This window comes from Pseudomonas sp. Os17, from assembly GCF_001547895.1.
Classification (GTDB): domain Bacteria; phylum Pseudomonadota; class Gammaproteobacteria; order Pseudomonadales; family Pseudomonadaceae; genus Aquipseudomonas.
Genome location: NZ_AP014627.1, coordinates 1,984,728 through 2,008,498, shown reverse-complemented (window position 1 = coordinate 2,008,498; position 23,771 = coordinate 1,984,728). Strand labels below are relative to the sequence as shown.

Annotated in this window: 25 protein-coding genes; 5 read left to right on the top strand and 20 right to left on the bottom strand. The window is 62.9% G+C overall.

Annotation, left to right across the window (positions count from 1 at the left end):
• Positions 1-32 precede the first annotated feature (32 nt).
• The 7 genes from POS17_RS09110 to POS17_RS31600 form a co-directional block, all read right to left on the bottom strand.
• Positions 33-1,472: an aminotransferase-like domain-containing protein gene (locus POS17_RS09110; protein WP_011060145.1), complete on the bottom strand. Its 1,440-nt coding sequence runs from the start codon at positions 1,470-1,472 to the stop codon at positions 33-35.
• Positions 1,473-1,675: 203 nt separating this feature from the next.
• Positions 1,676-2,488: an OmpA family protein gene (locus POS17_RS09105; RefSeq protein WP_060838259.1), complete on the bottom strand. Its 813-nt coding sequence runs from the start codon at positions 2,486-2,488 to the stop codon at positions 1,676-1,678.
• Positions 2,485-2,841, bottom strand: coding sequence for a DUF4398 domain-containing protein (locus POS17_RS09100; RefSeq protein ID WP_016964456.1), 357 nt, complete (start codon positions 2,839-2,841; stop codon positions 2,485-2,487). Before POS17_RS09100 ends, POS17_RS09105 begins: the two co-directional genes overlap by 4 nt.
• A gap of 9 nt (positions 2,842-2,850) precedes the next feature.
• A complete protein-coding gene (locus tag POS17_RS09095; protein ID WP_060838258.1) occupies positions 2,851-3,675 on the bottom strand; it encodes a substrate-binding periplasmic protein in 825 nt (274 codons plus the stop codon).
• Positions 3,676-3,756: 81 nt separating this feature from the next.
• Complete coding sequence (locus tag POS17_RS09090; RefSeq protein WP_047302861.1) at positions 3,757-4,686, bottom strand: electron transfer flavoprotein subunit alpha/FixB family protein; 930 nt, start codon at positions 4,684-4,686, stop codon at positions 3,757-3,759.
• Between the two features lie 2 nt (positions 4,687-4,688).
• Positions 4,689-5,438: an electron transfer flavoprotein subunit beta/FixA family protein gene (locus POS17_RS09085; RefSeq protein WP_015634720.1), complete on the bottom strand. Its 750-nt coding sequence runs from the start codon at positions 5,436-5,438 to the stop codon at positions 4,689-4,691.
• A gap of 259 nt (positions 5,439-5,697) precedes the next feature.
• The gene (locus tag POS17_RS31600) at positions 5,698-5,889 is read right to left on the bottom strand and encodes a hypothetical protein (protein WP_016964459.1); all 192 of its coding nucleotides are present in this window, start codon (positions 5,887-5,889) and stop codon (positions 5,698-5,700) included.
• Positions 5,890-5,988: 99 nt separating this feature from the next.
• On the opposite strand from POS17_RS31600, the gene POS17_RS09080 reads away from it, so the two are divergent.
• A complete protein-coding gene (locus POS17_RS09080; RefSeq protein WP_060838257.1) occupies positions 5,989-7,653 on the top strand; it encodes an electron transfer flavoprotein-ubiquinone oxidoreductase in 1,665 nt (554 codons plus the stop codon).
• Between the two features lie 168 nt (positions 7,654-7,821).
• Here POS17_RS09080 and POS17_RS09075 read toward each other — a convergent pair whose 3' ends face one another.
• Positions 7,822-8,712, bottom strand: a complete 891-nt coding sequence (locus POS17_RS09075) for an AraC family transcriptional regulator (protein ID WP_060838256.1) — start codon at positions 8,710-8,712, stop codon at positions 7,822-7,824.
• 180 nt (positions 8,713-8,892) lie between these two features.
• Between POS17_RS09075 and POS17_RS09070 the strand changes: the two genes are divergently transcribed.
• Positions 8,893-9,945 carry an NAD(P)-dependent alcohol dehydrogenase gene (locus tag POS17_RS09070; RefSeq protein WP_060838255.1) on the top strand — a complete coding sequence of 351 codons (1,053 nt, stop codon included), beginning with the start codon at positions 8,893-8,895 and terminating at the stop codon, positions 9,943-9,945.
• A gap of 109 nt (positions 9,946-10,054) precedes the next feature.
• Here the strand turns inward: POS17_RS09070 and POS17_RS09065 are convergent, their stop codons facing one another.
• Positions 10,055-10,534 carry a GNAT family N-acetyltransferase gene (locus POS17_RS09065; RefSeq protein ID WP_060838254.1) on the bottom strand — a complete coding sequence of 160 codons (480 nt, stop codon included), beginning with the start codon at positions 10,532-10,534 and terminating at the stop codon, positions 10,055-10,057.
• Positions 10,535-10,662: 128 nt separating this feature from the next.
• On the opposite strand from POS17_RS09065, the gene POS17_RS09060 reads away from it, so the two are divergent.
• From POS17_RS09060 to POS17_RS09050, 3 genes are all read left to right on the top strand, one after another.
• Positions 10,663-11,304, top strand: a complete 642-nt coding sequence (locus POS17_RS09060; RefSeq protein WP_060841903.1) for an HD domain-containing protein — start codon at positions 10,663-10,665, stop codon at positions 11,302-11,304.
• Between the two features lie 115 nt (positions 11,305-11,419).
• Positions 11,420-12,637, top strand: a complete 1,218-nt coding sequence (locus POS17_RS09055; protein ID WP_060838253.1) for an MFS transporter — start codon at positions 11,420-11,422, stop codon at positions 12,635-12,637.
• 84 nt (positions 12,638-12,721) lie between these two features.
• Entirely contained in the window at positions 12,722-13,045 is a 324-nt protein-coding gene (locus tag POS17_RS09050) for a hypothetical protein (RefSeq protein ID WP_060838252.1), read from the top strand.
• A 75-nt stretch (positions 13,046-13,120) separates the two neighbouring features.
• Here the strand turns inward: POS17_RS09050 and POS17_RS09045 are convergent, their stop codons facing one another.
• From POS17_RS09045 to tmk, 11 genes are all read right to left on the bottom strand, one after another.
• On the bottom strand, positions 13,121-14,050 hold the full coding sequence (locus tag POS17_RS09045) for a PfkB family carbohydrate kinase (RefSeq protein WP_060838251.1): 930 nt from the start codon (positions 14,048-14,050) through the stop codon (positions 13,121-13,123).
• On the bottom strand, positions 14,043-15,509 hold the full coding sequence (locus POS17_RS09040) for a purine-cytosine permease family protein (RefSeq protein ID WP_060838250.1): 1,467 nt from the start codon (positions 15,507-15,509) through the stop codon (positions 14,043-14,045). Before POS17_RS09040 ends, POS17_RS09045 begins: the two co-directional genes overlap by 8 nt.
• Positions 15,510-15,663: 154 nt before the next feature.
• Complete coding sequence (locus tag POS17_RS09035; protein WP_060838249.1) at positions 15,664-16,662, bottom strand: ADP-ribosylglycohydrolase family protein; 999 nt, start codon at positions 16,660-16,662, stop codon at positions 15,664-15,666.
• Positions 16,659-17,372, bottom strand: coding sequence for a GntR family transcriptional regulator (locus tag POS17_RS09030; RefSeq protein WP_047302846.1), 714 nt, complete (start codon positions 17,370-17,372; stop codon positions 16,659-16,661). Before POS17_RS09030 ends, POS17_RS09035 begins: the two co-directional genes overlap by 4 nt.
• A 68-nt stretch (positions 17,373-17,440) precedes the next feature.
• Positions 17,441-18,004, bottom strand: coding sequence for a DUF1285 domain-containing protein (locus tag POS17_RS09025; protein ID WP_060838248.1), 564 nt, complete (start codon positions 18,002-18,004; stop codon positions 17,441-17,443).
• Positions 18,005-18,022: 18 nt separating this feature from the next.
• Positions 18,023-18,625, bottom strand: a complete 603-nt coding sequence (locus tag POS17_RS09020; protein ID WP_060838247.1) for a DUF4823 domain-containing protein — start codon at positions 18,623-18,625, stop codon at positions 18,023-18,025.
• Between the two features lie 100 nt (positions 18,626-18,725).
• Complete coding sequence (locus tag POS17_RS09015; protein ID WP_060838246.1) at positions 18,726-19,694, bottom strand: GTP 3',8-cyclase MoaA; 969 nt, start codon at positions 19,692-19,694, stop codon at positions 18,726-18,728.
• 139 nt (positions 19,695-19,833) lie between these two features.
• Complete coding sequence (locus tag POS17_RS09010) at positions 19,834-20,472, bottom strand: TetR/AcrR family transcriptional regulator (RefSeq protein ID WP_011060125.1); 639 nt, start codon at positions 20,470-20,472, stop codon at positions 19,834-19,836.
• Positions 20,473-21,271: 799 nt separating this feature from the next.
• Positions 21,272-22,063 (bottom strand): TatD family hydrolase, encoded by a 792-nt coding sequence (locus tag POS17_RS09005; protein WP_060838245.1) that lies wholly within the window; start codon positions 22,061-22,063, stop codon positions 21,272-21,274.
• Positions 22,064-22,147: 84 nt separating this feature from the next.
• Positions 22,148-23,134 carry a DNA polymerase III subunit delta' gene (locus POS17_RS09000; protein ID WP_060838244.1) on the bottom strand — a complete coding sequence of 329 codons (987 nt, stop codon included), beginning with the start codon at positions 23,132-23,134 and terminating at the stop codon, positions 22,148-22,150.
• Complete coding sequence (tmk, locus tag POS17_RS08995; protein ID WP_016968275.1) at positions 23,127-23,759, bottom strand: dTMP kinase; 633 nt, start codon at positions 23,757-23,759, stop codon at positions 23,127-23,129. The genes POS17_RS09000 and tmk overlap by 8 nt, the downstream gene beginning before the upstream one ends.
• Positions 23,760-23,771 lie beyond the last annotated feature (12 nt).

Sequence of the window (23,771 nt, the reverse complement as noted above, 5' to 3'; positions counted from 1 at the left end):
CAAGCCCCATGACAAGCACAGGGCCGCATTGTTTAAAAACCGCCGGCCGCCTCCTGGCACAACTGGCTGGCGAGCATGCCCAGGGTCATCAAGGCCCGCTCGGCCTCACGGTTCCAGGGGGTGCCGCAATTGAGCCGCACGCAGTGGTTGAACTGCTCGGTGTTACTGAAGATCAACCCCGGGGCGATGCTGATGCCCTGCTGCAAGGCCCGCACATGCAATTCCTGGGTATTGACCCGCCCCGGCAGGCTGACCCAGAGAATGAAGCCGCCGTTGGGCCGGGTGATCTGCGTGCCTTCCGGAAAGTACTGCTGCACCGCCAGTTGAAAGGCGCTGAGGTTCTTGCGGTACTCCTGGCGGATGTAGCGTAAATGCCGGTCGTAGCCGCCGTTCTCCAGGTACGCCGCAACGCCCATCTGCGTCACGCTGCACGCCGAATGAGTACTGAAGGTCTGCAGGCGCTGGATCTCCTGCTGATACTTGCCGGCGATCATCCAGCCGATGCGCACCCCCGGTGACAGGGTCTTGGAGAAACTCGAGCAGTAGATCACCCGGTCCAGGCGGTCATAGGCCTTGAGGGCCTTGGTGCGCCCTACCTCGAACATCAACTCGCCGTAGATATCGTCCTCGACCACCTGGATATCGAAATCCGAAGCCAGACGCAGCAACTGCTTCTGCCGTTCCTCCGGCATGGTGCCGCCCAGGGGATTGCTCAGACGCGTCGTCAGCACCAGAGCCTTGATCGACCACTGGTTGGCCGCCAGTTGCAGCGCTTCGAGGCTCATCCCGGTGGAAGGATCGCTGGGAATCTCGATGACCTTGAGCCCCAGCAGGTCCGCCAGTTGCAGCAATCCGTAATAGGTCGGTGATTCCGCGGCGATCAGATCACCCGGCCGGGTCAGGACCCGCAGCGACATTTGCAGGGCATCGACGCAACCGTGAGTGATCACCACTTCCGAAGGATCGACCACCACCCCGGCGTCACGCATGCGAATCGCCACCTGGCGTCGCAGTGGCTCGAAGCCCGGACTGAACATGTAGCTGAACGCCCGAGGGCTGTGAAACCGCGTGACCTTGGCCAATTGCTGGTGCAAGGCCCGCACCGGCAGGTAGTCGACGCTGGGCACCGCAGCCCCCAGCGGAAAGACCCCTTCGCGACGGGACTCCACCAACACCTGCTGGATAATGCTGCTGCGGGTCACCAGCCCTGGACGCTCGACCCGGGCGATGTCCGGCGTGGGCGCGGTCAGCGCCGGCGTCTGGTGCACGTAGTAACCGGACTGGGGGCGCGCGCGGATCAGCCCCTGGTCCTCGAGGTTGGCGTAGGCCTGGAGCACCGTGGCGTGGCTGACGTTGAGCTGCGAGCTCATCTTGCGTACCGACGGCACGCGCTCCCCCGGCTGGTAGACACCACGGCGAATATCCTCAGCCAGTTGCTGAGCGATACGTTGATAGAGCAAGAGATTGGTCATGGCACAGCACTCGATTTCACGGCGTTTTATTCTTGTGTGAAACAATACCGGCACAGTTTAGAAGTGTACTGGGACAGTTCCTACAATAGTCGAGGACACCGGGCAGTGAAAAGTAGAACTGTAGGGTTTTTGTGAGCACCTTGGCAGACATAAAAAAACCCGACGCCTAGCGGACGTCGGGTTTTTCGGGGACAACAGGGGTTTCAGCGAGCGGCGCCAAGCTGGCCCTTTTCGTCGGAGAAGACGATTTCCACTCGCCGGTTCTGCGCCCGGCCACGCTCCGACGCATTGGCTTCCACCGGGTAGTCGTCACCGTAGCCTTCGACCTGGATCCGCTTCTCGTCGATCCCCAGATCCACCAGCACGTCCGCCACGGCCTGGGCCCGATCACGCGACAGCTGCAGATTGCTCTGACGCTCACCGGTGTTGTCGGTGTAGCCCTCGATGCGCACGACACGCTTGGGGTTCAGTTGCAGGAACTGCACCACCTTGAGCACTGTGCGATTGGCCGAGTTCTTCAATTCGGCCTCGCCGGTGTCAAACAGCACGTCGCCCAGCGTCATCACCAGGCCCCGGTCGGTCTGGGTGGTCGCCAGGCTGATGATCTGCTCCTCCAGCCACTTGCCCTGCTGCTGCACGCTCAACAGTTTGGCCTCACGCAGGGCCAGTTGCAGGCGCTGTCGTTCCAGTTCGAGCTTGGCGGCGCGCTCCTGGTTCAGCGCCTGATCCGTGTGTTCCCGGGCAATTTCGCTGTAGCGCCGACTCAGGTAGGCATAGTGCTCCACATCGGCGCCGCTGCCCCAGTAGGTCGACAGTCGATCGGCACGGGCCAGGGATTCTCCGGCGCGTATCACGTCCTTGGGCGCGATACGCAACACGTTGGAGTCCTCCTTGACCTTCTGGAAGTCGGCACCGGCTTGCTGCAGGGCTTCCTCGCTGTGCTGGCCGGCACAGCCATAGAGACCGGCGCAGGCCAACAGCAACGCGCCACCAAAGATGCGGGTCGAAAGGCTCATTGGGCATCTCCCAGTTGCTTGCGCAGGCGGGTGATACGGGTGTTGAGCTCGTTCACCTGTTCCTGGCTCTTCTGGGTCAGGACCTTGGCCTCGGCCAACCGGGCATCCAGTTCTGCCTGTTCGGCACGCATCCGCGCCTTCTTGTAGGACTCATCCTGCATATTGCCCTGAGCCCGGGAGAACTTGTCTTCGGCCAGTTTCAACTCAGGCATCGCCTCGGCCGAGGCCCCCACGGCCTTGGCTTGCTCCAGTGCCTGGGCAGTGAGGCGCATTTGCTCGGTGGGCGCCGGATCGGTTGCACAACCCGCCATGGCCAACAGGGCCAGGGCAGGGAAAAGAGGTCGAATAGTCACACGTGATTCCTACGGTTTTGGGCTGCTGACGGGTTGCTGCAACTGGGCCTTCCAGCGCTCCAGATTGCGCTGCAGCAAGGCCTCCGTCAGACCGGACGCGGGCAATTCTGTCATCTTTTTTGCCAGCTGTCCGCGCAACCATGGGTCATTGCAGGCGGAGTTATGGGACAGCGCGAGAAACAGTCCCGGTTTGTCGATGGCCTGGGGAAACGCCTGCAGGTCCGCCGCCATTCCCAGGGACTGGGCCATGGCCATGCCCGCATAGCGCGGTGCCAGAACATAGTCCACTTCCCCCAGCAGCAAGGTCTGGAAGACCTGGGTCAAGTTCGGCAGGCGCTTGAGCTGCAAGTGCTCCTTGGCCACGACCTGAAAGGGCTGGGTCAACCGGGCCTTTTCCGAAACCGCGCCCGGATGGCCGGCAAGGTCCGCCACCTGGGTGTAGCTCAGGGTCGAGTCCTTGCGGGTCCACACCAGATAGTCGTTCTGCACCAGCGCCGGATGGATGTAGTCCAGAGACTCCAGCTCATTGAAGGTCAGTGGCGCATCGGCCAGCAGGTCCATGCGCCCGCTACGAACTTCATCCAGGGCGTCGGAACGTTTGCCGGCGTACAACAGCTCGACCTTGAGTCCCAGCTCCCCCGCCACTTGCTGCAGCAGATCGGCACTGGCTCCCATCAGGTGCTTGGGGTTCTGCGGGTCTTGCCACAGGTACGGTGGCGCGTCCGGGCTGCCGGTCACCACCAGACGCTCGCACTTGCCTGCTGCCAGTGACAGCGCTGGCGACAACGCCAGGCCCAACAGCGCTGCCCAGCCACTGATGCGGTGCAGATCCATGGCGATACCCTCCCCCAACAAAAAACACCCATAAAAAAACCCGGCCAAAAGGCCGGGCTCTTTATAAGTGAAGACGCCGGATTAGACCAGCTTCTCCAACTCGGGTACGGCTTCGAACAAGTCCGCCACCAGGCCGTAATCGGCCACCTGGAAGATCGGCGCCTCTTCGTCCTTGTTGATCGCAACGATCACTTTGGAGTCTTTCATGCCGGCCAGGTGCTGGATCGCGCCGGAGATACCGACAGCGATGTACAGCTGTGGCGCAACGATCTTGCCGGTCTGGCCGACCTGCATGTCGTTGGGCACGAAGCCTGCGTCCACTGCAGCGCGGGAAGCGCCGACAGCGGCACCCAGCTTGTCGGCCAGGGCATACAGGTGCTTGAAGTTGTCACCGTTCTGCATGCCGCGACCGCCGGAAACGACGATCTTGGCAGCGGTCAGCTCAGGACGATCGGACTTGGCCAGCTCTTCGCCAACGAAGCTCGACTTGCCCGCATCGTGAGCGGCGCCAACCGCTTCAACCGCAGCCGAACCACCTTCAGCGGCAACGGCGTCGAAGCCGGTGGCACGCACGGTGATGACTTTCACCGCAGCCGAGGACTGCACGGTGGCGATGGCGTTGCCGGCATAGATCGGACGCTTGAAGGTATCGGCGCTTTCGACCGAGATGATCTCGGAGATCTGGTCAACGTCCAGCTGGGCGGCAACCCGCGGCAGGATGTTTTTGCCGTTGGAAGTCGCGGCAGCCAGGATGTGGCTGTAGCCAGCGCCCAGTTCGGCGACCAGCGGCGCAACGTTTTCCGGCAGTTGGTGAGCGTAGGCGGCGTTGTCGGCCACCAGCACTTTGGCCACGCCAGCGACTTTGGCGGCGGCTTCAGCCACAGCACCAACGCCCTGACCGGCGACCAGTACATGAATGTCACCACCGATTTTGGCGGCGGCGGCAACGGTGTTCAGGGTGGCCGGAGCCAGCGCCTTGTTATCGTGTTCGGCGATTACCAAGATAGTCATGATCAGATTACCTTCGCTTCGTTTTTCAGTTTCTCGACCAGTTCAGCCACCGACTTGACCTTGATACCCGCGCTGCGTGCAGCCGGCGCTTCGACTTTCAGGGTCTTGTTGGTGGAGGCGGTGGAAACACCCAAAGCATCAGGAGTCAGCGTTTCAAGCGGCTTCTTCTTGGCTTTCATGATGTTTGGCAGAGACGCGTAGCGCGGCTCGTTCAGACGCAGGTCGGTGGTGACGATGGCTGGCAGGTTCAGTGCAACGGTCTGCAGGCCGCCATCGATTTCGCGAGTGACATTGACCTTGTCGCCGGACACTTCGACCTTGGAGGCGAAGGTGCCTTGAGCGTAACCGCTCAGGGCCGCCAGCATCTGGCCGGTCTGGTTGTTGTCGCTATCGATGGCCTGTTTGCCGAGGATCACCAGTTGTGGCTGCTCCTTGTCGACCACAGCCTTGAGCAGCTTGGCCACGGCCAGGGAGTTCAACTCTTCAGCGGACTCGACGAGGATTGCGCGATCGGCACCCAGTGCCAGGGCGGTACGCAGTTGCTCTTGAGCAGTAGCAGGACCGATGGAGACGACGACGATTTCAGTCGCTACACCTTTCTCTTTCAGGCGTACGGCTTCTTCCACTGCGATTTCGCAGAAAGGGTTCATCGACATCTTGACGTTGGCGAGGTCGACGCCGGAGTTGTCCGCTTTGACGCGAACCTTGACGTTATAGTCGACCACTCGTTTGACAGCTACAAGAACCTTCATGGATTCCTCGTTACTCTCCGGTGAAAAGAAAGTCGCCTAGGCGAGAACCTGGCGGTTGATGCTCATCGGCACAAGGGCACCTCCAAAAACGCTGGCGTACATAAAGGATGACCTTGCTCACGGGAGTGATGACCGTTGGTCAGTGGTGACCGGCGAGTCATTCATTATCGCGGCGTGTAAACTGCGCACGTTCAAGCTGTGCGGCGCATCACCTTTACTGCCTTTGCCCTGTCTTTAGAGGTGCTCTTGAAACCAACAGTCAGCCTACGGCGAGCGCAAAACCGACCGTATCTTGACCGGAACGCCTTTTCTGGTCAATACGGCAAAATAGCCGTTTATAAGCCGCGCTTCTTTGATTTATCTGGGCTGCAGCAATTTCAAACAAACGTTTGTATTGGACGCTGAGAGTGGTGTAGATATAATGCGCCGCCCAGAGAGAAAGGTCGGCCATCCACCCCTCCTCCCCCCATTTGCGATGGGAGAAAGCGCGGATGCAACGCCAAACCTCCAATTAGAAAAAACCGTTGAGCCTTGAGTAGGAGATAGCCTAGTGGAACGCGAATACATGGAATTCGACGTGGTCATCGTCGGTGCCGGCCCCGCAGGCTTGTCCGCCGCTTGCCGCCTTAAGCAGAAGGCCGCTGAAGCCGGTAAGGAAATCAGCGTCTGCGTGGTCGAGAAAGGCTCCGAAGTCGGTGCTCACATCCTTTCCGGTGCCGTGTTCGAACCACGGGCCCTGAACGAACTGTTCCCGGACTGGAAGGAACTGGGCGCCCCGCTCAACACTCCGGTGACCCGCGACGACATCTATGTCCTGCGCAGCGGCGAAACGTCCACCAAGGTTCCGGACTTCTTTGTGCCCAAGACCATGCACAACGAAGGCAACTACATCATCTCCCTGGGCAACCTGTGCCGCTGGCTGGCCCAGCAAGCCGAGAACCTGGGCGTGGAAATCTACCCGGGCTTCGCCGCCCAGGAAGCCCTGATCGACGAAAACGGCGTGGTGCGCGGGATCATCACCGGCGACCTGGGCGTCGACCGTGAAGGCCAGCCAAAAGACGGCCTCTACACCCCCGGCATGGAACTGCGCGGCAAATACACCCTGTTCGCCGAAGGCTGCCGCGGCCATATCGGCAAGCAGCTGATCAAGCGCTTCAACCTGGACAGCGACGCCGACGCCCAGCACTACGGCATCGGCCTCAAGGAAATCTGGGAAATCGATCCGGCCAAGCACCAACCGGGCCTGGTGGTGCACACCGCCGGCTGGCCGCTGGACATCATGGGCAACGAGAACACCGGCGGCTCCTTCCTCTATCACCTGGAAAACAACCAGGTGGTGGTGGGCCTGATCGTCGACCTGTCCTACGCCAACACCTACCTGTCGCCGTTCGACGAGTTCCAGCGCCTCAAGCATCACCCGGTGCTCAAGCAGTACCTGGAAGGCGGCAAGCGCATCAGCTACGGCGCCCGTGCCATCTGCAAGGGCGGCCTGAACTCGCTGCCGAAGATGGTGTTCAAGGGCGGCGCGCTGATCGGTTGCGACCTGGGCACCCTGAACTTCGCCAAGATCAAGGGCAGCCACACGGCCATGAAGTCCGGCATGCTCGCCGCCGACGCGGTGGCCGACTCGCTGTTCGCCGGCTCCGAAGGCGCCGACGAGCTCAAGAGCTATGTCGACTCGTTCAAATCCAGCTGGCTGTATGAAGAGCTGTTCGCCAGCCGCAACTTCGGCCCGGCCATGCACAAGTTCGGCCCGATCATCGGTGCCGGCTTCAACTGGATGGATCAGAACATCTTCGGTGGCAAGCTGCCCTTCACCCTGCACGACACCAAGCCGGACTACGCCTGCCTGAAGCTGGCCAAGGACTGCGCGAAGATCGACTACCCGAAACCCGACGGCAAACTCAGCTTCGACAAACTGAGCTCGGTGTTCATCTCCGGTACCAACCACGAAGAAGAACAGCCGTGCCACCTGAAGCTGACCGACCCGAGCATCCCGCTGAGCCGCAACCTGCCGCTGTACGATGAACCGGCCCAGCGTTACTGCCCGGCCGGCGTGTACGAGGTGATCACCCAGGAAGATGGCGAGAAGCGCTTCCAGATCAACGCGCAGAACTGTGTGCACTGCAAGACCTGCGACATCAAGGACCCGGCCCAGAACATCACCTGGGTCACTCCGGAAGGCGCCGGCGGCCCGACTTACCCGAACATGTAACTCGCCGCGCGACACAAGAGGCCCCCTATATGGGGGCCTTTTTCATGCCCGGCATTCGCCGCCCCGGCAGCCTGTGGAACCGGCCGCCGGCGAAAACGCGCCCTCAAGCCCGGTACCGGCTCAGGGGCATCTTCGCTGGCAAGCCGACGCCTGCAAGGGCATGGCTGCTCAGGCAGCGCGCTCTTCGCCGGGGTTGCGCTCGAAGTAGCGCTTGTACTCGCGACTGAACTGCGAGGTGCTCTGGTAGCCCACCCGATGCGCTACCTGGGCCACGCCCAGCCCCTCCCCCAACAGCAGCTGCTGGGCCTTGAGCAGGCGCAGGCGCTTGAGGTACTGCACCGGCGAGAGCAAGGTGCTGCGCTTGAAATGCTCGTGGAAGGTCGAGGGGCTCATATTGGCGCAGCGGGCCAGGGTCTCGACGCTCAGGGGCTCGGTGTAATGCTCGTGCAGATGATTGAGCGATGCCGCGACCCGGGCGAAATGCCCCTGCTGCTCCACCAGTGCCCGCAGGGCATCGGCCTGGGGCCCACGCAGGGCAGCGAAAAGCAGTTCGCGCACCCTGGAGGCGCCCATGACCTTGCACTCCAGAGGATCGTGCAGACAGCGCAGCAGCCGCTCCACACAACCACGCATGCTGTCATCGAGCACCGCCGAGGTCATGGATTCCAGGGTCTGCGCCGAAGCGGCCCGGCCTTCGGTGATGCCCATGGCTAGCACCAGCTCGCTGAGGACCGCCCGGTCGATGGCGATGGAAATGCCCAGCAGCGGCGCATCGGGCATAGCGAAGGTTTCACATTCGAAGGGCACCGACAGGGCCTGGATCAGGTAGTGCCCGGCCCCATATTCCAGGGTCCGCGTGCCCAGATAGGCCAGTTTGCTGCCCTGGACAATGATCATCAGGCTCGGCTCATAAATCTGCGGGCCGCGCGCCACATCACAGCTGGCTCGCAGCACCTGGACTCCAGGCAAGGCGGTAGCCACGAAACCATCTCGGCTGGCAAGGGGCCGGATCAGCGAAACCAGGGTGGCGTTGGCGTCCAGATGACGGGTCAGCAGCATGGGAAAAACTTCACGGAAAAAGGGATGAAAACATCATCGCAGGTCTGTCCGCCAATGCCGCGTGAAAACCGCCAAAGACGGAGGAATAGGCATGACATGCCGAGGAATCGCCATGGTTGGCCGCAGGCCCGACGCCGAGAATGCCCCGCCTCAATCGTCAGCGTTTTCGCGAGGTCCATCATGTACACCGCCATCGGTTATGCCGCCCAGTCGGCCACCACTCCCCTCGCCCCCATGAGTTTCCAGCGCCGCAGCCCGCGCCCGGACGACGTCGCCATCCAGATCCTCTACTGCGGCGTCTGCCACTCCGACATCCACCAGGCCCGCAACGAATGGGGCATCGCCGTGTACCCGCTGATGCCGGGCCACGAGATCGTCGGCAAGGTCACCGCGGTCGGCGCCAACGTCAGCAAGCACAAGGTCGGCGACCTGGTGGGCGTCGGCTGCATGGTGGATTCCTGCCGCCACTGCGAGGCCTGCGCCGCGGACCTGGAACAGTACTGTCTGGAAGGTCCGACCATGACCTACGCCACCCCGGACCGGATCGACGGCAGCAACACCATGGGCGGCTACTCCGACAGCATCGTGGTCAGCGAGCACTTTGTCGTGCGCATCCCGGAGAAACTCGACCTGGCCAGCGCCGCGCCGATTCTCTGCGCCGGCATCACCACCTACTCGCCGCTCAAGCACTACGGGGTCAAGCCCGGCGACAAGGTGGGAATCCTCGGCATGGGCGGCCTGGGCCACATGGGCATCAAGTTCGCCAAGGCCCTGGGCGCCGAAGTGACCCTGTTCACCCGCTCGGCGAGCAAGGCCGAAGAAGCGCGACGCCAGGGCGCCGATCACGTGATCGTGTCCACCGACGCGGCGCAGATGCAGTCGGTGGCCGGGCATTTCGACTTTCTGCTGGACACCATTCCGGTGCCCCACGACCTCAACCCCTACCTCGATACCCTGCGCTTTGATGGCGTGCACATTCTGGTGGGCCTGATCGAGCCGGTGGACCCGGCGTTGCACGCCGGCAAACTGGTGATGAGCCGTCGGGTGCTGGCCGGCTCACTGATCGGCGGCATCGCCGAAACCCAGGAGGTGCTGGACTTCTGCGCCGAGCACGGCATCACCTGCGACATCGAAATGCTCGACATCCGCCAGATCAATGAAGCCTTTGAGCGCATGATCAAGGGCGATGTGAAATACCGTTTCGTGATCGACATGGCGAGCCTGAAGGGCTGAATCCCCGCGTCATGCAGACCCGGCTTGGCGGTGGCAGGCGCTCCATGGAGCGGCCTTGGCCGGCAAGCCGGCTCCCGCCCAAGCCGGCGTCGGCGAACAGCGGCGGTGATCAGCCGCGGGCAAAGGCGCGCAGCACCTCACCGTCCATGCGGTACTTGACCCACTCTTCCTGAGGCTGGGCGCCCAGGGACTTGTAGAACTGGATCGCCGGTTCGTTCCACTCCAGCACGCTCCATTCGAAGCGTCCGCAATCGTTGTCACAGGCGATCTGCGCCAGGTGCCGCAGCAGTTGCTTGCCCGCCCCGCCGCCCCGCTGTTCCGGAGTGATGTAGAGATCCTCCAGGTACAGGCAGTTGCTGCCCAGCCAGGTGGAATAGCTGAAGAAAAACACCGCGAAACCGATCGGCTGTCCGTTGCGCAGGCAAATCAGGCCGTGGGCCGTGGCGCCCTCGCTGAACAGGCTGCGCTCGATGTCGGCGACACTGGCGATCACCTCATGACGTGCTCGCTCGTAGTCGGCGAGCTCGGTGATAAAGGTAAGAATCTGTGGGGCATCACTGGGCAGTGCGGGACGGATTTCGACGGACATCGACGGTTCTCATGGCGGAATCAGGCGGCCATATTAGAACGACAGTCGAAAGACTTGCACGGGCATTTATGGGAATCGGCCAATCACCGATCATGCAGCACACCGAACCGCATATCCTGGACCGCCGAATGCACTTTGCCCCCCTGCACGCCCTGGCAGAAACCTTGCTGCCCCACGCCCTCGAACCGACCAAGGACGGCTCCCACGACCTGTCCCACCTGCAACGGGTCTGGCACAACGTGCGACGCATAGTCGACGAAGAAGGCGGCAACCTCCGGGTGCTGCTGGCCGCCACCCTGCTCCACGATTGCGTGAGCGTGGAAAAAAACTCGCCGTTGCGCGCCCAGGCATCACGTCTGTCGGCGGACAAGGCCCGCGGCATTCTCGCCGGGCTGGGCTGGAGCGACGCCGAGCGCGAAGCGGTAGCCCACGCCATCGCCGCCCACAGTTTTTCCGCCGCCCTCACCCCTGCCACCCTGGAAGCCAGGATCCTTCAGGACGCCGATCGCCTCGATGCCCTGGGCGCCCTGGGCGTGGCGCGGACCTTCTACGTCTCCGGCCGTCTGGGCCTGGCCCTCTACGACCCCGCCGACCCCACGGCCCGGCAGCGCGAACTCGATGACTCACGCTTCACCCTGGATCACTTCCAGACCAAGCTGCTGCATTTGGCCGAAGGTTTCCAGACGTCCTGCGGCACCCGACTGGCGCGGATCCGGCAAGAGCGCCTGCAACGCTTCCGACAGGAGTTGCTGGAGGAAATCGGCGAGTGAGCCGGCGGGCTTACTCCGCTGGCGGCTAACCCTGAGACCACCAGGAACACAACCAACCGGCGGCGGCGCCATGTTAGAAAGCCCGGCATGACTTCCAGCATGACGAGGCGCTTTCATGTCCACGCAGGCCAAGCCGCAATCCGAGGTGCCAGGCCCCTTGTTCGGGCTGTTGTGCCTGGGCAGCTATCTGCTGTCTCTGTCTTACGGCTCGACCTTTCTCCTGTCCCTGCTGATCAGCAGCCGTGGCGGCAATGAGCACGACGCCGGCCGCGTGATCGCAGCCGCGATGCTCAGCACCTTTGTCGCCGTGATCGGCTCCGGCCACCTCTCGGACTGGCTCGGCGCCGCCCGCTCGGTGGCGCTGTTCGGCTGTCTCCTGGTGGTGGCCAGCCTGGGGTTTGCCCTGACGCCGGGGCTCGGCCACAGCCTGCTGTGGTTCGGCCTGACCCTGGGCCTGGGCTGGGGGGTGTTCTACACCCTGGGGCCGATCATCGTGGCGACGCTGGTGCAGCCCGCACAAAGGGCGCGCTATTTCGCCCTGCTGTCGGGCAGCATGCTGAGCGGCATTGGCTCCGGCCCGCTCCTGGGCCGCTTGGCCAGCGCCCTCGACTACCCGTTGACCAGTGCCTTCTGGCTGGCGGCAGCAGCCAGCCTGATGGGGGTGCTGATCTTCTGGAAACTGGGCGCCAAGCTGCTTCGACAGACCAATCACCTGGGCGCCTCAGCGGCGAAAATCAGCTGCAACGGCGCGGCCCGCGTGCTCTCGTCCAAGGCACTGTTCCCCATTCTCATGGTGGGCCTGGGGGGCTGTGTCTTTGGTGGACTGTCGAGTTTCCAGACCAGCTACGGCCCCTCCCGAGGCGTGGATTACTCGCTGTTCTTCCTCGGTTTCATGAGTGCGGCCATCGCCAGCCGCCTGCTGCTGGCCGGCATCGTGGTCAGGCACGATCCCTACCGCGCCGCCTGCCTGCTCTCGGGACTGATGGTGATATCGATCCTGCTGTTGCTGTTCGCCGTGAACGGCAGCGCCAGCTACCTGTTGGCCGCCGCCGTCCTGGGTGTCGGCTATGGCCTGACCTATTCGGTGATCAATGGTCTGGCGGCCAACGAAGCGCCGAACGGCAACACGTCACAATCCCTGTTGCTGTTCAGCCTGTCCTACTTCATCGGGGTGTTCGGCTTTCCCTGGCTGGCCGGCAGGATCATCGTCGAGGCCGGTATCCAGGCGCTGCTGTTCAGCGTGTTGGCCATTGCCGTGCTGAACTGGCTGATCAGCCTCGCGCGCCTGGGGTGGCGCCGCTTGCAGGCACCCCAGATGGCCCACGGGGCCTGACACCGTTCGTCGGCCGTCAGGCACCAACCGCCAGGCAGCACAGACCAATATCAGGTAACGACTCTGACGAATGGAGGCGACACCATGATCAAGCTTCAACTGGCTGTACTGACCCTGGCCGGACTGCTGTCCACCTGTGCACTGGCCGGCGCCACCGGGCCGGACAATCCCGTGGACGGGCCGACATCCCCCGCGCCCAAGAACACACCCAAGATCAACATCAACCCGGCCCCCATGGACGAAGGTTCGCTGCCACCGGCCACCGGCACCGACCCGCGCACCCAGGGCAACGACAATGGCCGCCAAGGCGGCGCGGGCGCTCAACAGGCCACCCCGGACAACGGCAAGACCGGCACCGCCTCGAAAACCACCAGCGGCGGCTCCGGCTCCGAAGGTAGCAGCCAGTAAGGCTGGGCCGGGGTTCATTGCACCTGGCGCTGTTCGAGGCATCGCGCAAGCCGATGTCCGGCCTGCGCCGGGCACTTAGCGAGATTCCCGGGCCTGCAGCAACGCGTCCACTTCTGCACGGCCCGGCGCGGTGGCCGGACCACGGCGGGTCACGGCAATGGCCGCTGCGGCATTGGCTCGACGGGCGGCCACCAGTGGCTCAAGCCCCGCCGCCAGCCCCGCGACAAAGACTCCGGCATGAGCGTCGCCGGCCCCGTTGCTGTCCAGCGCCTGGACCTTGAATCCGTCAACCTGCGCCTGTTGCCCCTGGGCGCCTACCCAACAGCCCCGAGCGCCGTCGCGTAGCACCAGCAAGGCCGTGGGTGACAGCCACGCACCAAGCCGCTGCAAGGCCAGTTCGATACTCGAACTGGCGGTAAAGCCCAAGGCTTCGGCGCGGTTGCTGCTCCAGATATCGATCCGCGGCAACAGGGCCGCCATCAGGGGGGAGTCGGGCGAGTCCACCAGCGGGCCCGGATCGAACATCACGGGCACCGAGCGCGGCAATGCCAGCAGCCAGTCGATCAGGGCCTGGGCCTTGCTCGCCTGCAGCAGGCTGTAGCCGCTGACATACAGATAGTCATCCGCCTGGACCCTGACCTGCGCCAGGTCCTGGGCCGAAAGCTCACCCTCGGCGCCGATATGGGAGATGAAGGTGCGCTCGGCCGAGGCATCGGTCAGGGCCACACACACACCGGTATCGGCACCCGGGCTGGACGGCAGACTCAGGCCAATGCCTTCCGCCTGCATCGCTGCTCGGGCCAGGTCGCCAAAGCGCCCCTGGCCGTGGCGCCCCAGGTAGAGTACCGGCAAGCCATTGCGCGCAGCCGCGGCCATGACATTGAAGCCGCCGCCGGCCTCGAAGCTCGCTGACTGGGCCAAGACATCACCACCGGCAGGCGGCAGGCGGTCCACGGCCATCACCAGGTCGACGATCACCTGGCCGCTATGGAGCAACCTAGGCATTGGCATTCTCGACAAAGGCCCCACGCCGATCGCGGGCTCCGCCCAGCAGAGCGTACCCACCGCCGGCCACCAGGAAGGTGACGATCCAGCCCAGGCCGTTATGCCCCAGCCAGGAATCGGCCAGCGGCCCGGTGAACCAGACGTCCTCAGCGGTGGTGCCGATGCTGGTGAAACAGAAGCCCAGAATGATCGCCAGCACCCAGGCGCCGAAAGCCCGCCACTCGATCCCGCCCTGATACCAGTAGGCACTGCTGGGCCCGACATTCAACAAATCATCGGCGCTGTAGTAATGGCGATGGATCAGGTCCACCACGAAGATCCCCACCCAGGCAGTGATCGGCACCGCCAGCAGGGAAATGAAGCTGATAAAGGGCCCGTAGAAGCTGTCGGCAATCAGCATGAAGTAGATCGAGCCGAGGAAGATCGCCACGATATCCACCAGCACCGCGTAGACCCGCTTGACCTTGAGGCCCAGGGTCAGCGCGGTGAGACCGGCGGAATACACCGACAGGTTGTTGGACAGCAGCAAGCCGCCAAAGGCCGCGATCAGGTAAGGCACGGCCATCCAGGTGGGCAGCATGTCGCGGATCGCGATGATCGGGTCCACCGCCGAAGCCAGGTGATCGTTGCCCACCGACAGCAGGCCGCCCAGGGTGATCAGCAGCACCAGCGGGATACCGGCACCGAACGCCGCCGAGGCCACCAGGCGTCCTGCCGTCACCGAGCGATGCTGGTAGCGCGACATGTCGGCCCCGGAGCTGGCCCAGCCGATCCCGGTGCCGGCCGCCATGGTGCCGACCCCGATGATCATCGCGCTCATGGGGGCCGGTGCCGCATTGAACACCGCCGTCCAGTCGATGGTGGCGCAGAGGAAACCGCCCACCAGTACGTTCAACGCGCCAAAACCGTAGGTGGCCCACTTCTGGATCACCAGCAAGGTGGCGTGGCCCAGGCCGGAGACGCTCAGGGTCATCAGTACGAAGATGCCAATGAACAGCAGGGTCAGCAGTGGCGCGTCCTTGGCCGAAGCCGGGGTCTGGAACAGGATCGAACTCAGCGACAGCAGGACAAAGGCTGCGGTGGTGGTGTTCACCGTTTCCCAGCCGACCCGCGAAAGCATCGACACCAGGGTCGGACCGATGTTGCCACGCACGCCGAAGATCGCCCGGGACAGGGTCAGGCTGGGGGCCCGACCGCGTCGGCCGGCCACCGAGATCAGGCCGACCACGGCGAACGAACCCACTGAACCGAGGATCGCCACCAACAGCACCTGCCAGATCGACAGGCCACGAAACGCCACCAGCGTCGCCCCGAGGGGCAAGCCGAGAATACTGATATTGGCCGCGAACCAGACCCAGAACAGCTGCAACGGATGACCGTTGCACTCCGCCTCGGGTACCGGTTCGATGCCGCGGGTTTCCAGTTGCCCGGCGCCTGAGCCGACCGTCGATGAACTCATGAATGAAACTCCTGTTGCCGTTATTGGGGTGTCTGGCAATTTCGGAAGTCACAGAACAGTCCGGCATTCCTGGCCGTGTTCCAGCTTTCCCTAGCGATCGGCAGTACGGCCGAAAGGTGTAGCGAGCCTGGGGCTCGGCACTGGGCGCGACGACTTAACGCAGCGCCAGCAACGCTTCTACCAGAGGCAGCAGGTCCAGTTCATTGACCTGTTGCACCTGATGGATCAACTCCGCGGGCCAGGCCTGCAAGCCCAGGCAGGCGCCCAGCATGGCGCCGAGAATCGCCGCGATGGTGTCGGTGTCGCCGCCAAGACCGGCGGCCATGCACAGTGCCTCGAAGGCCTCAAGGTGCCCCAGGGCGACCTGCCGGGCCAGGGCGAAACTGACCACCACCGACTCTTGGGAGGCCACCGAGGTACCGATCAGTTCATACAGCATTCGAGCAAAGGCCTGCTTGTCGCCTTCAATCCTCAAGGTGCCGGCCCACTCCAGGCGCGCCGCGATAGTGGCCCCGGCCACCCAATGGCCATGAGCCTGTGCCTGGCGGGCAATCTGCGCCCCCAGGGGCAGGGCCTCGATCAACGCGGCGCCATTGATGCCGGCGGACACCACCGCCGCCACCGCTGCCGCGCTGGCGATTCCCAGGTTGGTGTTATGCGTGACCTGGCAGGCCTCGACCACCGCCTGGACAAAGCCTTGAGTGCCGGCGACATCGGCGGCGATGCCCACCGGCGTGATGCGCATGGCGGCGCCATTGGTGGCGCCATAGCGTCCGGCCTCCTCCACCGACTCACCGGCGAGGATCATTTCAATGGCGCGCTTGGTGGACGGGCCGAGCAGGTCCTGGGAACCCTTGGCCTGCATCGCCGCCTCCCACTGGATCAGGCTCCGGGCCAGGGCCGCCGGATCGATCCGGCCTTGGCCCTGAACCAGCAGGCGCCCCACCAGGATCGCCTGTTCGGTGTCGTCGGTGATGGTCCCTGCGGGCAGGTTGGCAGCAATCGGCTGCTCGGGCCCCGCGTCTTCCAGGGTGCGGATCACGCCGAAACGCTGGTGGATCTGTTCATGACTCAAGGATTGGGTGGGCATGCCCAGGGCATCGCCCAGGGCCAGGCCATAGAAGGCGCCAAGTGCCCGCTGAAGCGGGCTCAACGCGACTCTCCGAATTGCAGGTGCATGCGGAAATGCTGTGGATCGAGCAGGCTCTCGACCTGCTCCATGAAACGCCCCTGGCGATCATAGGTGGTGCGCAGGGCCTTGAGAAACACATCTCCCGGCGCCCGCCCGAGCAGCTCGGCGTCTTCGGCGTTCAGGGGCTCGGCGCCGATCCACTGATCGCCGCGCTCGCCGATATAGCCGTAGGCGGCCAGGGTAATGGTCAGGGAATCATCGATCAGGCCGACCCGGGGCAAGCCTTCCAGCTCGCCGGAGGCCGGGATCAGGGAACGTTCGAGGGACAGCACCCTGCCGTCGGTGCTGCGCCGGCGGCGATCCAGGGCTATGAACTGGTCGGTGCCCAGGCGGTGCTTGAGCTCCGGTCGGCGCACGGCCTCCAGGCGCAGTACCTCGGTGTTGACCAGGGCGCCGCTCTCGGCCAGGGCCTGGGCCCAGCCATGATGCTGGTCCAGGGCCACGCCGTCGAAGGTGACGATGGACCCCACCCCGCTCTGCGTGGCGATGTAGTTGCGACGCTTGAGCTCGGCCAGGGCTTCACGCAAGGTGCCACGACTGACACCGAACTCCCCGGCCAACTGGTGCTCTCCCGGCAGTTGGAAGCCGTCTTCCAGCAGACCGCTTTCAATGCGCCGGATCAGCTCGTCGACCACTCTTGTTTTCTTATCGAATCGAACATGTTTAGGCATGTGCGGGTTGATACATGAAACCCGGGATCAAGATCAAGAAATATCTCGAAATCGAAATTGAAATGTCTTTAGGGCTCCAGGCCAATGGGGAAGAACACCCCATCACTCCACACTCCCAGCCAGCGCTGGCCATCCAGAACACGCGTCTGTGCCAGCTCCACCAACTGGTAGAAGACATTGCGATGGATCAGCGCCTCAAGGTTGTTTCGAACCAGAACATAAGGCGCAGGCTCCTGGGTCAGCGGGTCGATCACCACCCGCAGCGGATGCTCGAGGCTAGCAACCACCTGCTCGTCGACATTGCTGGTAAAGCGCAACAGTTGCCCTTCACCCTGCCCTTCGACCTCCAGGGTCACGGCGACGAAAGGAGCATCGTCGACCTTGATACCCACCTTCTCCACCGGGGTAATGAGGAAGTAATCGTCACCATCGCGGCGGATGATGGTGGAGAACAGCTTGACCATCGGCTTGCGACCGATGGGCGAGCCCAGGTAGTACCAGGTGCCGTCGCGGGCGATACGCATGTCGATATCGCCACAGAAATCGGGATTCCACAGGTGGACCGGCGGCAGGCCCTTCTCGGCCTTGGGAATCTGCGCCAACAGGTCGTTGGCCTTGCCTGGACCACTCATGTCGCTCTCCTCGTTCAATCAGTCGCTCAGGCCCAGCAAACCGCGGGCATATTGCTGCAACGGCGGGCCCAGCAGGTCCTGGGGCTTGTTGTCGTGGAACGTCAGTAATCCGCCACGACTGCGAATACGGGTCGTATCGATCAGGTACTGGGTACTGGTTTCGATCAGCATGATCTGGATGGTGCTGGTATCGACGCCCAGGCGATCCACCGCCTCCTGGTCCAGCCACTCATCGGAGTTGCCGATACGGTCGTCGGCCTTGGCGAAACGAGCGTAGAGCAAATAGTGGGCGCCCGCTTCCCGGGCTTCGGCCATGGCTTCGTTCAAGCCTTCGGGAGCTTTGGCCCGGCGCACCATGGGGAAATACTCGACAAAGCCGTTGAAGGCCTCTTCGGCCACTACGTTGGGTCGCGGGTAAGCACCGCCCGGCGGTACAAAGTGCCCTTGGGCGATGAAAATGAACGAATCCGGCTGAATGCGGAATGAACTGGTACGACGGGTATCGCTGTGATCGAGCATCCCCGCATCGCTCAGGTGATAGCGCACCCCCTCGCCCATATCACTGACATTCATGCAGCCGCCGAGTGCCAAAAAGGCCAGCAGCAAAACCAGGCTACGCATCCTACCCTCCAAAAACCGGTGACGGAAAACCGGCGAATGGCCACGGGATGCAGCTTCCGCGCCAGCTAGGCAAATGGAGGACATTCCAGCGTCGGCCAAACTAGCCGCCGATGATTTTCATCACCGTGGCGCCACCGGAAAAGGCCAGGTCCTGCTTGTCGCCCAGGGCCTTGACCAGCAGGCGCTGGAGCGCCGGCAAGGCTTGATGGCGCGGCTTGTCCAGCAGGTCGCCAACATAGTGGCGATTGCTTGACGACAGGCAGCCGTGCAGCCAACCGGTCGAGGACAGGCGCAGGCGCGAGCAGGTCCGGCAGAACGGCACGCTTTCGTTGGCAATCACCCCGAAATGACCGCGCCCGGGAATCTCGTAGCGCACGGCGGTCGCATCCAGCGGCGCGTCGGCCTGGAGGTACTCGTAGTGCTCGCCGATCATCTCCAGCAACTGTTGCAGGCTGACAAACTGCTGCAGGAAGGCATTGCCATCGCTGGCCAGGTGCCCCATGCGCATCAGCTCGATGAAACGCAGCTCATAGCCTCGCTCCAGGCAGTAGTCGAGCAGGGGCATGACCTGATTCAGGTTCTGCCCGCGCAACGGCACCATGTTGACCTTGATCTTCAGCCCGGCCGCGCGTGCTTGCTGCATGCCATCGAGCACGCTGGCCAGGTCGCCACCCCGGGCAATGCTGCGAAAAGCCGCGGCATCCAGGGTGTCGAGAGAAACATTGATCCGGCGGATCCCCGCGTCCACCAGCAATGGCAGCTTGCGTGCCAGCAACTGGCCGTTGGTGGTCAGGCTGATGTCTTCCAGCCCCATGCGTCCGACCGCGGCCATGAAGGTTTCCAGCTTGGGACTGACCAGCGGCTCACCGCCGGTGATGCGCAGCCGTTCAATACCGGCCGCTTCAATCAGATACGCCACGCCCCGAGCCATTGCCTCGGCCGACAACTCATCCTGGGCAGCCACCAGCCGCTTGCCGTTGGGCACGCAGTAGGTACAGGCGTAATTGCAGGCGGACGTCAGACTGATCCGCAAATTGCGAAAGCGCCTGCCTTGACGATCAACGATCATGGATGACTCCGGCGTAGGAAGGGAGAACCGGCCAAAACCTGACTCAAAAATCAGGTTCTGGCAAGTCCCATGCCTGAGTATATTCCTCGGACACTGCGCCATACAGATGGTCGATGGCGCAATACAGCGGCTGAATGCCTTAGCTGTTCGAGGTGTCGGGGTCGCGCTTGCGCTTGTTGCCCATGCGCACGCCGATGTCCATCAGGAACTGGAAGAAGCCCTCCTGGTCCTCGAGCACATTGCTCCAGAACGGCGAGTGGTACAGCGCCACCGCGCCATGCACCAGCGCCCAAGAGGCACAGTAGTGGAAGTAAGGCGGTACGTCTTCGAGCTTGCCTTCGCTGATACGGCCCTTGATCAGCAAGGTCAGGCGCTCGAAGTTGGAGGCGCGGATCTTGTGCAGTTCCTCGACCATTTCCGGCACCTGATTGCCCTTGACCACCTTCTCTTCCAGGCGGTCGAACAACCGGTAGCGCTGCGGGTCGCGCATGCGAAATTCGAAGTAGGCCCTGGACAGGGCTTCCTTGTCCTTGTCGACATCGGCCGAGTGCAGCAGCTCGTTCAGGTCACGCTCATAGTCGAGCATCAGGCGCAGGTAGATCTCCGCCTTGGACTTGAAATGCTTGTAGATGGTCCCTTTGCCGATACCCACGGCATCCGCAATCATCTCGACGGTGACACTGTCTTCACCTTGTTCGAGGAACAGCTTGAGCGCGGTATCGAGAATTTCTTGCTCGCGGCGACGAAACTCACGGACCTTACGAGGTTCTTTCTGCATAAGAAAAGGTCTGTTCGGGGTCAAAATCGAAGCCGCGTATTATGCCTAACTTGCGCCAAAATGCACGGATCATCCTTCGTTGCAGCTGTTTCTGGCGGAAAAGCCCACCTGACGCCATCCCCTGAATGGGTCGCCGAAACCAGGAAAATCCCGTGAATACGGGGTCGGCGCGCGGTTCACATAGCAAACATCCTGGGCCTTCGAGCCTCGGATCAGACCGCAAAGTCTAGAGCTTTTCCATAACAGGGTCCCGACACCCGCCCACGCCCCCTACTCGACGAAAATACATTCACGAGTCGCAATGACGTCATTGCTCATCAGCTTCGTTGCTTAATGGAGATTAGAAAAAACCCTGAAAAGCACCGAAAAAGACATCGGGAACGGACGAACATTCTGAAAATGCCGATGCCATTGATCAGGATCAGGCTGAGTGGAGGACTGAACTGCAACAGCTTGTGTGCAAAAAGCGCGGCAACAATCGTTGTTTTACGCCGCATTGCGCCAAAAACAGTGAAAAAGAGCGGAATTACAGGAAAAAATGCGGCGAACCTCGAAAAAATGAGAACTCAAGCGAAGCGCGCGTATTCCAAATTTGTTTAAAAACCAAGCAGGGGCAACTGGACTGAATGCAATAGTGATCAATACTTCAACTGTCGGCGGGACATCTCCCCCAAGTGAAACGCCGATTTAGGTACCGATGGACCGCGTGCCTTAGTTTTACTCCTAATGGTCTTAACCCGGATTCCCCCCCCAGAACCCGGGTTTTTTTTGCCTGAAATTCAAGCTTTCCACCACCGGATCAAGCCCCGCTCTTGACCCGAGCCAGGGGAAACAGGCGCTTGAAGTTGGCCGTGGTCTGTTCGGCAAAGGCCTCATAGGCCTCGCCGCGCAGCATCGCCAGGAACTCCGCCACTTCGCGCACGTACTGCGGCAGGTTGGGCTTGCCGCGATAAGGGATAGGCGCCAGGTACGGCGAGTCGGTTTCCACCAGCAGCCGATCGGCAGGCACCTGGCGAGCCACATCGCGCAAGGCATCGGCATTGCGGAAAGTGACGATGCCCGACAGAGAGATATAGAACCCCAGGTCCAGAGCCGCCTTGGCCATGTCCCAGTCTTCGGTGAAGCAATGCAGCACGCCGGCATTGGGCAATGCGGCTTCCCGCAGCAGCGCCAGGGTGTCGGCACGGGCACCGCGGGTGTGCACCACCACCGGTTTGCCGGTCTGCTGCGCGGCCTGCAGATGCAGACGGAAAGACTCCTGCTGCAGCTCGGCCGCTTCCGGTTCGTAGTGATAGTCCAGACCGGTTTCGCCAATGGCCACCACCCGCGGGTGGTTCAGCTCCTCCAGCAGCCAGTCCAGGGCCGGCGCCGCGCCGGGCTGCACGTCCAGCGGGTGCACCCCTACCGAGCAATCGACATCGTCGTAACGCTCGGCCAGGGCCTTGACGTCCGCGGCGTTGTCGGCACTGACGCCAATGCACAGGAAGTGCCCGACACCGCGCTGGCGGGCAGCGGCCAGTGCCGCATCCAGGGAACCGTCATGGGCGGCAAGGTCGAGACGATCAAGGTGGCAATGGGAATCTACGAGCATGGGAGCCTACAACTACATCCGATCAATGAAAGGGCCGGGCGTTGTCGTCCGACCGGATACCAGCCTGATTCAGGAGCAGGCCGCTCAGTGCCGGGACGGCAACGCCGCCCATTGCACCAACAGTGCCTCCAACAGCAACACGCGGTTGAGGTTGGCCTTGCTCAGGACCTTCTGTCGCTGGGCCAGGATCCAGTCCTGGATCGCCAGCACCTTGTCCTGGCCGGACTTCTGCGCCAGGTACTGCAACACCTTGCGCATGTCCGGCAGGCCCAGGCCGTCCTCGTCCTGGGTCAGCTGGTAACGCAGGACCAGGTTCGACCAGTCACAGAACCAGTCGAACAACAGCAACAGCGGGATGGCGTTCCAGGCCTCGGCCAGCTGGGTCGGCGATTGCTGCTGCTTGAGCAGTTTCTTCACCCCGTCCACCACCAGCGCCCGCTGCTCGCGAACCCCCTGGGCCTGCAAGCCGACAGCGGCCAGCGGTGATCCGGCGGCCAGGGTCAATAGCTCCAGCCGCTCCTCATCGGAACATTCGGGCAGGGCCCCGGCCAGCCATTGCTGGCTCATCGCCGCGCTGGGCAAGGGACACGCCTGCTGGACACAGCGACTCTTGATGGTCGGCAGCAAGCGGCTCGGCTGATGACTCACCAAGAGCAGCACGGTATCCCCGGAAGGCTCCTCAAGGCTTTTCAGCAAGGCGTTGGAGGCATTGATATTCATCGACTCCACCGGCTCGATCAGCACCACCTTGCGCCCCCCCAGCTGCGCGGTCTGCACCACGAAGCTCACCAACTCGCGCACCTGGTCGACCTTGATCGCCTTGTCCGCTTCTTCGGGCTCCAGCACGTAGTTGTCCGGATGACTACCGGCCTGGAGCAACAGGCAGGACTTGCACTGGCCACAGGCATCCAGCCCGTTCGGACGCTGGCACAGCAGACGCGCCATCAGGCGTTCTGCCAGGGCTCGCTTGCCAATGCCCGCCGGGCCGTGCAGCAGATAGGCGTGGGCATGTTGCGTGCGCCCGGCCAACTGCTGCCAGAGGCCGTCCTGCCAGGGAAAGACTTCAGCCACGGGCGCGCTCCAGCAATTGCGGGAGCAAGGCGTCCAGGGACTGCTGGACCCGGGCCAGGGGCTGCGCCGCATCCACCAGGCAATAACGCTGAGGAGCGGCGGCGGCGCGTGTCAGGTACGCCTGGCGCACCTTCTGGAAAAACGCCTGACCTTCCTGTTCGAAGCGATCCAGCCGACCGCGGGCACTGGCCCGGGCCAGGCCGACATCCACCGGCAAGTCGAAAACCAGGGTCAGGTCCGGGCGCAGCTCGCCCTGGACGAAACGTTCCAGGGCCTCGATGCGCTCAAGGCTAAGGCCACGACCGGCCCCCTGATAGGCGTAGGTCGAATCGGTGAAACGGTCACACAAGACCACCGCGCCGCGAGCCAGTGCCGGGCGAATCACTGTGGCCAGATGCTGGGCACGGGCGGCAAACACCAACAGCAACTCGGTGTCGGCATTCATGACTTCCTCACCCGGCGTCAGCAGCACTTCGCGAATCCGCTCGGCCAAGGGCGTGCCGCCGGGCTCACGGGTCAGCACCACCTCGATACCCGCGGCGCGCAGGCGCTCGGCGAGGTACTCGCGGTTGGTGCTTTTACCGGCCCCTTCCGGGCCTTCCAGGGTAATAAACAAGCCAGTCACAGGCAGTCCTTA